Genomic DNA, 8,459 nt, shown 5'->3' with positions numbered 1-8,459 from the left:
CTAATACCTTGTACCTTAAACCGGTTCAAACAGAGCTCTTATTGTACCGTCAATGGCCGCTTGATCACAAACTAGCATCTGAATGGCTCTTACCTTCCATTCAGCACCTTGATTGGTATCTCACGGAAAAACAGTTTTATAAAATCATGAGCAAGGTTGGCGATCTGCTAGGAATTAATTATTTAGGTACCCATACGATGCGTAAAACTGAGGCTTATCGCGTCTACACGCAATCGAATTATAATATCGGCCGAGTCATGCGCCTATTGAACCATTCCAGCGAATCCATGACGTTAACTTATTTGAGTTTGGATCAAGCCAGTCAAGAAACCATGCTGGACCAAATCGATTTTGGTTAAACTTTTCTCTTTCTTGTACTGCAATGAATGAGGTAAGCATTGATCGATATACCCATAATTGACGCTAATCCCATTCCCCAACGAACATAATTAATATATGTTGATTCGAGTATTGACGTCACCATAGCTAATAGGAATATCGCAATACTAATCCCTATCATAAGAAATTGAAAATTAGTTGTGGTTTTGTTCCGGCTTTTAAAAATTAAGGGCACATTTAACAATGTTGGTAAAATCACTAAAAATAATACCATGATTTGATTAAAACTATGAGTTTGGATAGCAAATAAAACAATAATGCTTGCTAAGGAAACCCACGAAATAAAAATAACGATATTTTTTACTTGATTCACTTTTAATCTCTCCTTATCTACCTGTCCAATTGTTAAAGCACCAATTAACCAATAATTGTTCCAGTAACGTACAAATCAAAATGACTAAAATCATCCAAATTAATTGCGACTTAGGAATTAGATATATTTTTATGCTATATACCCAAGGTATCATTTTCCATAAATCAATCCCTAATTGAGTCGTTCCATAATAGATCGTAAACGGAATGGTCATAACGCCAACAACTATGCTTGCTAAATAACTATGAATAATTCCAAAATATTCAATAATTGGCACCCAAATCATTCCTAAAAACGCTTCGCTCACCCATAAATTAACGTATTCACTAAAGGGCACCTTGGTAAAAATCCAAAATAACAAACTAAAGGTTAATAGATTCATTAACCAGATGGTGTAGGCTCCTAGTGAGAAAGCTAAAAGCCATTTTGTTCGGCTAGGAGATGATAAAACACTATAAAAATTAGGTCTTTGATCTTCAAATTTCCTTTGAATAGCAATAATTAAGCTAATCAAAAGGGGGGTCAGACAATTTAAATAGACTAGGCCATTTTTAAACCAAATATCACTATTACTAGGATTAAGTTTTATTTTCCAAATAATTAACAATCCATAACCAATAACTAAGGACAAAACGCCTAGGAGAAATGGTTGATGCTTAATTTTAAGAAAGATTACTTTAAACAATGCTATGCCACCTTTCTGTCGATAATTATTGAGTATAAATAATTAATTATTACCCAAAAGGTAACAGATAACAGGATTAAATATATAAAGCTAGTATCATGTACCAAGGTATTACCGGTAGTTAGAATTGTCCCGTTTGGATTACTCCTTAGTAGTGTTGTTGTCCGCAATGCGTATACCCATGGATCAATCCAGAACCATGGGGCTAGTGTTATTCCTAAAAAGGTACTTCCAATAGAAATAAACAAGTTTAGTATGCTGACCATAATGGCATTCAGATAGCTTAGTAAATACATATTAATTACGATTAGTGGTAAGCTGCCAATCCAAATAACTAAAGAAGTACAAAACAACAATGGAAAATTGCCAACTATTTTAGTTGTCAATAAATTACTGATCAACACAATAACAACCAGAACTAGTTGAGAAAGTAAAACTAGCAACCAGAATTTTAATGTTTTTGCCAGATATATCCATTTCAGAGACCAGTTGTTGGCCAGAGCCCGTTGTCTTCCCAGCGCTCTAGATTCTTGCTGAAAATCACTACTAATGATCACCACAATACAAATTGGCAACAATATTAATCCCCACAGATTAAAAATGTTAGATTGAATGATGCTAACTCCATCAGCCATGCCTGTAGGATTTGTTGATGACAATATGGTCATTAACGTAAATACTAAGAAAATACAAGGCAGGACCAAAGCAGTTTTCAAATAAGTACTGCCCTTTGCCTTTAACATTTCAATTTTTAAAGCTGTCTGCATGACTAACTCCTTTCCTGGGTCTTTTCAAAGAATATTTGGTTTAAATCTTCTTTGCCTGTCACTGCCTGCTGGTAAACTAGCGAACCATTATTGATGATACCAATATACTCCGCAATATCTTGAAGTTCCGGAAGAATGTGACTGGAAATCATGACTGTCTTTCCATTTTCAGTAAGCTCCTTTAAGTATTCTTTTAACTCTTTAATTCCATAGGGATCAAGGCCATTAAAAGGCTCATCTAAAATTAAAAAATCTGGATTTTTCAACATCGCCATGGCAATTCCTAATCGTTGTTTCATACCTAATGAAAAATTTTTCACTTTTTTATTACCAGTGTCATTAATATTCAAACGATTTAAGGTTATTGGAATCCCGTCAAGTGGTAAATCTTCTTCTAAAGCAACAATTTTCATGTTGTCATACGCTGTTAAGTTCTCATATGCTGCCGGATATTCGATTAAGGCCCCTATTTTATTTAAACTTGATCGTCTCCATGGTTGTCCATTGAATTTCATTTCACCTTCAAAACTGGTAATAATTCCGGTAATAATCTTCATGGTAGTCGACTTTCCAGCTCCATTGATTCCTAGTAATCCATAAATCTTCCCTTTCGGTATTTCCAAATTAATATGATTTAAAACAATGTTATTCTTGAATTTTTTAGTTAACTGTTTTGTCTTTAAAATGTATTCTGTCATCACTGCCACTCCTTTATTTTTATTTAAGTGCATGAATGATGACTGGTAACAGCCAAGCCAAACACCATGCAACAACAAAGATTACCCACCAGCGATAACTCATAAAGTCCCAAAAAGTCATACCAACTTTAGAGCTCTCTACTTTAATCTTTTTTTGAAACTTTTCGTCTCCACGGATAAGACTATCTAAACTAACTTCAAATAAATCACTAATCTGAATTAATCTTTCAATATCAGGATAGGCTGAGCCAATTTCCCATTTTGAAATAGACTGTCTACTAACATTTAATAGTTCAGCTAAGTCATTTTGAGTCCAGTTCCTTCTTTCACGTTCCTCTCGAATTCGTTGCCCTAAAATCATTCAGCAAAACTTCCCTTCCACCACATTACTATCTAACAGGTCTTCTAAGAATGCATGCATATTATTTGAGCAATCTGACAACCAGCAGTTGCATCCTTGGTATAACAACGATTATATCTATTTTATATCAGCAGTATTCGACAATTTACCAAGAATAAAAAAGGAATTTAGCTTTCTTAGACCCAATCCTACCCCATCGCTCTGAATTAGTTTTATTAAATTATTGATATGACTTAAAGCTCTTTGGTCTTCAATCTGCCAGACAACATACTCATGCCATGTTTCACCTAAAAATTTAACTGATGTCATTTATCAATCTCTATTGTCTGGAAATTAATGAGCATGGAGATTCTTATTATTAGCTATGCTTTGAAATGACGATTCAGTTCTATCTGGTTGGCCTCACTATAAATTGGATTCTCAATCTCAAAGGTAAACTTCCGTCAGTTATGTTTTTCTGAAATAAAGATGTTTATGGAAATTGAAAGATTTAGATCTAGATCATCAAATATCTCAGCAGCTTGTTTCTTAATCTGTTGGTGAAAAAGAGAATTAGCATCAAAAAGCAGGCCACAACTTAATAGTTGTGGCCTCTTTTTTGATGCTGTATAATTAAAGAGTTAGAACCGTGTCATTACTTAATGACATAAGTGAGGAGATAAAAAGATGAAATATGGCTATGCGCGGGTCAGTACCACTGATCAAAAATTAGCAAATCAAATTGAGTTACTAAAATTGGCAGGAGCAGAAAAAATCTTTCAAGAAAAGTTTACTGGCACAACTACTGAACGACCGGAGTTTCAAAAATTGTTGCGAGTTCTAAAAACAGGCGATACTTTGATTGTAACTAAGTTGGATCGGTTTGCACGGAACACGCGCGAGGCATTAGCCATTATCCAAGAGTTGTTTAAAGAAAATGTCAAAGTCAACATTTTGAATATGGGCTTAATTGACAATACGCCGACTGGCCAATTAGTCTTTACAATATTTAGCGCCTTTGCGCAGTTTGAACGCGATATGATTGTCACGCGCACACAAGAAGGTAAATTGTATGCCAAGCAACATGATCCGTTGTTTCGGGAAGGGCGACCGAAAACGTATTCTGATGAACAGATCAGATTTGCTTATGAGTTGCGAAAACAAGGCATGACTTATAAGATGATTGAACGAAAGACGGGGATTAGTAAACGCACGCAGCAGCGACGGTTTAAGTTAATTGAGAAACCAAGTGATACTTCTAAAATCTAAGACAGGTAAAGTTCTCCATAATTGTTAGACAAGAAATCTAACAGTTATGGAGCACTTTTTCTATGGTCAAATATAGTTCAGAATTAAAAGCAGAAGTCGTTAGTGAATATCTTCAAGGTGACATTAGTATCAGTCTTCTTTCAAAGAAACGTAACTTGCTGGCAATCCAATATCAGAATTAATTTGCCTGTTGTTTCGATCATATTTCCAAAACATCCAAGCAAAAAAGTTATCTTCAAGATAATCAGTACATTCAACATTGTCGTTGCCAATCAATTGAAGGATTTGGTCAACTCTAGTTTTGTCACTAGTGAATATAGCAATATATACTGCATCATCTACCTTTTACCAAGCAATTGATGAAATGCTAGCTAACGCTAGTCCTAGTGACAAATTGTCTAAACGCTTGCAAGCAATCTTTGCCCAAGCATCTATTTCTCGGCGTGATATGTTGGGTGCAATGATTGGCGCCGGTATGAATATTGCTACAGCAAAAAGTGAATCATTTGCAGTGAATGAACTTAAACAGCAGTATATCGATGGCTATAATAATTCAAGCCCTAATAAACTATCAACAGTTCCAGATAAAGTAGCCAACCAAGCTGAGTATTCTCAACGAATTTGGGTGCATGGCGACGTCATGACGACACGAATGAAAGAAACCCTGAACAAGGGTTTGAGTCGCCGCATGAAAAAATCAGACATCAATAAAATGACCCGCAGTATTCCTCAAAGCGGTGATCGAATTGATGACAATTTAGCAACGCCTATGAACCAAATGCTATCCAGAATTCATACGTTAACAACTAATGAAGCTATACGCAATAGCAACGGTGGTAAGAATAGAGCGTATGATGAACAGAATGTTCAGTATGTGATGTGGTTAACCGAGGAAGATGATCGTGTTTGTGATATTTGTGAACCACTTGATAGACAAAAATTTGCCTATGGACAAGCACCGATTCCAGTCACGGATACTCATCCAAGGTGTCGTTGCCAGCTGGTAGCCTGTGATGAAGATGGGAATCTGCTGTCTGGTGAACTTGATAGGGTATTTAAGGAACAAAAAAAGCCCACTTAGTTTAAAACTAAGTGGGTCAGGAATATTATTAATTGGCTTCGCTCACAACAAAGTCGAGGGGTGCTAACTAAGTTAGCATCTATAATTAGTATAAGAACCTTAAATGAAGCTTAAAAACTAATTCTTTGATTTACCGACAAAGAAAGAAACTACAGCAACAACAATTACTGCTCCAATAATTGAAGGAATAATTGCCATTCCGGCTAATTGAGGGCCCCAAGATCCGAGTATAGCTTCTCCAATAGAGGAACCAACTAATCCGGCAACAATATTAGCAATCCACCCCATTGATTTTCCTTTGCTAGTAATTGCTCCAGCAATAGCACCAATGATGGCACCAATAATTAAAACCCATAACCAATGCATAAAACATCATCCTCTCTTATTTTTCGAAGGATGTTTTTTAGATTTGTTATAGTTTTGGATTTCTTTAAAAATGGCTAATAAAAGTTGAGATATAGAAATGATAATTGATATTTTTGACCAAAGTCTAAATCTTTTCATATGAAATCCTCCATTATCTAAATTGCATCCTTCTAAATCTAATTATAGACAATTGAATATTTGCATACAAGTTATTCGATTGTGCCATTCTTTTTAAAATAGGAATTTTTGATTTGCCTTTTTCTCAATTACAGGCGTTAAAGAATAATCGATTTATTTATTGCACTTACAAACAAATTAGCATACGGACTTAAAAAGGAGTTTTGATGATGAAAACAAATTTGCAATCTACCAAAGAGGACTTTTTTTGTACATTCTGCTTCATTTAAACGGACAAGTATACGTCTAAAAGCTGAACGTGTTGTCTGAGCGCGCGTGATTATTTACTTTTTACGCGTACATCACGTTTTTCTAAAGAATCAATTTGAAATTCTAATTCTTTACGTTCGTCTGAAGTCAAAGATTCAATATAAACAGATAAAGCTACTTCAATAGCTGCCTTTTGATTGTCACTATACCCTAATACAGCCATTGCTTGCAATTTGTTTCTAATGTGGTTGTTGATTTTTAGGTTTGTGTCAAAAGTAACCGAAGCAACTTGATTTTGTGGGGTTTTAATTCCTTTATTTGAATTTGAAAAATCCGAAATTTCAGCCTGCTTATCTGGCTTAATTGGGTTGCGGTTAGACCGAATCAATTTATTAGCCATTTTCAATTGCCTCCATTCTTTTTAGCATCTCGTCAGTTACGTCTTTGTATACTTTGAATACACGCCTATCAAACTGAGTATTGAAAGTAATACCAGTTATTCCATAACGCTTGATCCTCTGCATCGAGTGAATTTTATGTTTAAAAATGTTTTCAGTTCCAAATTGATTAATAGCATTTTGAATAGTTGCTTCATCTACAGGAGCTCCGGCTTGCAATAGAACAGCCAATATACCAACGATTTCCAAACGGGGAGCCTTGTAGGTATCAATAACTTGTTCCTGGATATACTCTATAAATGCTTGAGCTCCCTCAAAACTATGTTCATGAGTTTGCATAACAATTACACAATAATCGCTGGCATACAATGCTGAATCGGTGATTAACGAGATAGTAGGCGGCGTATCTATGATGACATAATCATATTTATCTTTAATAGGCTTGATAAGATTACTGAATTCTTTGACGCGTTCATTATAGTCTTTGATTTTTTCCATATAGCGTGGGAAAAGAGCAAAGTCAGGTGCAGAAGCTAGGATATCGAAGTTTTCTTTTATATGTATTAAAGATTGAGTTAAATCGCCATCTTCAATACTAGCCATGAGAGATTTTTTAAAATGGCCAACTTTTCCATCAATATTAACTTTAGTATTCAAGAGTAGATTTGTGGCGTTTCCTTGGGGGTCCAAATCAACTAGTAGTGTTTTGTAACCACGATTGCTAAGGTCTAGAGCTACTAATGTTGAATTACTAGTTTTTCCAACTCCGCCTTTAAAATTTCCAAATGTTATGGTTTGTGTCATGATAATGCCTCCTAACGATTGTTGTTATATTAGCACTATATCGTTTTTGAATCAACACTATATAGTGCTATAGTGCGCTAGTTCTTTGGTTCTTTAGTTCTATAATGCTGTTGTTCTGTAGTGCTTATGTTCTATAGTGCTGTAGTTCTTTAGTTCCGTAGTGCTAGCACTACCGTATAGCTTTAAGCCCTATGTGCAAGCATTTACTAAAAGAAAAAACAGTGCCGTAGTTCTTTAGTTCCGTAGTTCTATAGTTCTATAGTTCTGTAGTGCTTATATTCCGTAGTGCTGTAGTTCTTTTGTTCTATAGTGTTGTAGTGCTGTAGTGCTAGTTTTTAAAACCATTGACTTTTGTTGTGGTTGAGCTATAATTCTAAATGAAATCGATAAATAGAACATAAAAAAACACCCACCAACAGCCATTGGTGAGCGCCACAAAAATCATTTGATTAATGGTTATTATATCATGGCCGGTGCGATTTTTAAAGCCCTAGGGGACAAGCTGGGGTCTAAATCCAAGGGGACACGTTTGCCAGGGCGACTTCAATAAGTCTGGCTATACCACAACAAGGTCATCTGTACGGCTGGGTGGTGAATGGTGAGCGCGACCATTAATGGCGCGGGTGGTAAAACGAAGCTTCGGCTTGGTGCCACTGATTAGTTGGTGATCGAACAAACATAAATACGTATTGCCAACGCCTACTAGGGCGTTTTTTAGTAGGTTAAACCGAAAACGTAGGTTTATAATGAGTGGTGGTAGCAATACCGCAATTGTACAGACAAGCGACGGGCGTTAACGACCGACGAACTAGGGGGAAACCTTAGCGTAGAATTGCACTCTGGTTCAGTTATTCCAAATAACTGTTTCCAGGGAACAATTCTGCGCTCAAAACATCACTCCCTCTAAACTGAATGGAAAACCATAACCCGTCAAGTCAAAACCAACATTAAA

The 8,459-nt window shown here is 35.7% G+C and carries 12 protein-coding genes; 3 read left to right on the top strand and 9 right to left on the bottom strand.

Annotated features, from left to right (window positions below; translation table 11 throughout):
- A partial coding sequence (locus IV55_RS08815) for a tyrosine-type recombinase/integrase (RefSeq protein ID WP_237756169.1) occupies nucleotides 1-359 on the top strand: 359 nt, incomplete at its 5' end.
- Here the strand turns inward: IV55_RS08815 and IV55_RS08810 are convergent.
- From IV55_RS08810 to IV55_RS08785, 6 genes are all read right to left on the bottom strand, one after another.
- Nucleotides 356-712, bottom strand: a complete 357-nt coding sequence (locus IV55_RS08810; protein WP_057811380.1) for a hypothetical protein — start codon at nucleotides 710-712, stop codon at nucleotides 356-358. The two genes, IV55_RS08815 and IV55_RS08810, sit on opposite strands and share 4 nt — an antisense overlap.
- A gap of 13 nt (nucleotides 713-725) precedes the next feature.
- Complete coding sequence (locus tag IV55_RS08805; RefSeq protein ID WP_057811378.1) at nucleotides 726-1,397, bottom strand: ABC-2 family transporter permease; 672 nt, start codon at nucleotides 1,395-1,397, stop codon at nucleotides 726-728.
- A gap of 2 nt (nucleotides 1,398-1,399) precedes the next feature.
- Nucleotides 1,400-2,164, bottom strand: coding sequence for an ABC-2 family transporter permease (locus IV55_RS08800; protein WP_057811376.1), 765 nt, complete (start codon nucleotides 2,162-2,164; stop codon nucleotides 1,400-1,402).
- Nucleotides 2,165-2,166: 2 nt separating this feature from the next.
- On the bottom strand, nucleotides 2,167-2,862 hold the full coding sequence (locus IV55_RS08795; RefSeq protein WP_057811374.1) for an ATP-binding cassette domain-containing protein: 696 nt from the start codon (nucleotides 2,860-2,862) through the stop codon (nucleotides 2,167-2,169).
- A gap of 19 nt (nucleotides 2,863-2,881) precedes the next feature.
- Complete coding sequence (locus IV55_RS08790) at nucleotides 2,882-3,223, bottom strand: helix-turn-helix domain-containing protein (RefSeq protein ID WP_057811373.1); 342 nt, start codon at nucleotides 3,221-3,223, stop codon at nucleotides 2,882-2,884.
- 117 nt (nucleotides 3,224-3,340) lie between these two features.
- The gene (locus IV55_RS08785; RefSeq protein WP_057811371.1) at nucleotides 3,341-3,532 is read right to left on the bottom strand and encodes a type II toxin-antitoxin system RelE/ParE family toxin; all 192 of its coding nucleotides are present in this window, start codon (nucleotides 3,530-3,532) and stop codon (nucleotides 3,341-3,343) included.
- 357 nt (nucleotides 3,533-3,889) lie between these two features.
- On the opposite strand from IV55_RS08785, the gene IV55_RS08780 reads away from it, so the two are divergent.
- A complete protein-coding gene (locus IV55_RS08780; protein ID WP_003636336.1) occupies nucleotides 3,890-4,471 on the top strand; it encodes a recombinase family protein in 582 nt (193 codons plus the stop codon).
- 310 nt (nucleotides 4,472-4,781) lie between these two features.
- Complete coding sequence (locus IV55_RS08775) at nucleotides 4,782-5,552, top strand: phage minor head protein (RefSeq protein ID WP_225425844.1); 771 nt, start codon at nucleotides 4,782-4,784, stop codon at nucleotides 5,550-5,552.
- Nucleotides 5,553-5,669: 117 nt separating this feature from the next.
- Here IV55_RS08775 and IV55_RS08770 read toward each other — a convergent pair whose 3' ends face one another.
- The 3 genes from IV55_RS08770 to IV55_RS08760 form a co-directional block, all read right to left on the bottom strand.
- Nucleotides 5,670-5,918, bottom strand: a complete 249-nt coding sequence (locus IV55_RS08770) for a GlsB/YeaQ/YmgE family stress response membrane protein (protein WP_003606447.1) — start codon at nucleotides 5,916-5,918, stop codon at nucleotides 5,670-5,672.
- 457 nt (nucleotides 5,919-6,375) lie between these two features.
- Nucleotides 6,376-6,705: a DUF5388 domain-containing protein gene (locus IV55_RS08765; protein WP_041816175.1), complete on the bottom strand. Its 330-nt coding sequence runs from the start codon at nucleotides 6,703-6,705 to the stop codon at nucleotides 6,376-6,378.
- Nucleotides 6,698-7,507 carry a ParA family protein gene (locus IV55_RS08760; protein ID WP_015474642.1) on the bottom strand — a complete coding sequence of 270 codons (810 nt, stop codon included), beginning with the start codon at nucleotides 7,505-7,507 and terminating at the stop codon, nucleotides 6,698-6,700. The genes IV55_RS08765 and IV55_RS08760 overlap by 8 nt, the downstream gene beginning before the upstream one ends.
- Nucleotides 7,508-8,459: the final 952 nt, after the last annotated feature.

The sequence above is a fragment of the Furfurilactobacillus siliginis genome, from assembly GCF_001437435.1.
GTDB classification, from domain to species: Bacteria; Bacillota; Bacilli; order Lactobacillales; family Lactobacillaceae; genus Furfurilactobacillus; species Furfurilactobacillus siliginis.
Note: the sequence above shows the minus strand (reverse complement) of the source record. Positions and strands in the feature narration are given on the sequence as shown.

Coding starts and splice junctions, on each gene's coding strand:
- IV55_RS08795 (WP_057811374.1), bottom strand. CDS start 2,862: ATGACAGAATACATTTTAAAGACAAAACAGTTAACTAAAAAATTCAAG.
- IV55_RS08770 (WP_003606447.1), bottom strand. CDS start 5,918: ATGCATTGGTTATGGGTTTTAATTATTGGTGCCATCATTGGTGCTATT.
- IV55_RS08800 (WP_057811376.1), bottom strand. CDS start 2,164: ATGCAGACAGCTTTAAAAATTGAAATGTTAAAGGCAAAGGGCAGTACT.
- IV55_RS08780 (WP_003636336.1), top strand. CDS start 3,890: ATGAAATATGGCTATGCGCGGGTCAGTACCACTGATCAAAAATTAGCA.
- IV55_RS08765 (WP_041816175.1), bottom strand. CDS start 6,705: ATGGCTAATAAATTGATTCGGTCTAACCGCAACCCAATTAAGCCAGAT.
- IV55_RS08760 (WP_015474642.1), bottom strand. CDS start 7,507: ATGACACAAACCATAACATTTGGAAATTTTAAAGGCGGAGTTGGAAAA.
- IV55_RS08785 (WP_057811371.1), bottom strand. CDS start 3,532: ATGACATCAGTTAAATTTTTAGGTGAAACATGGCATGAGTATGTTGTC.
- IV55_RS08790 (WP_057811373.1), bottom strand. CDS start 3,223: ATGATTTTAGGGCAACGAATTCGAGAGGAACGTGAAAGAAGGAACTGG.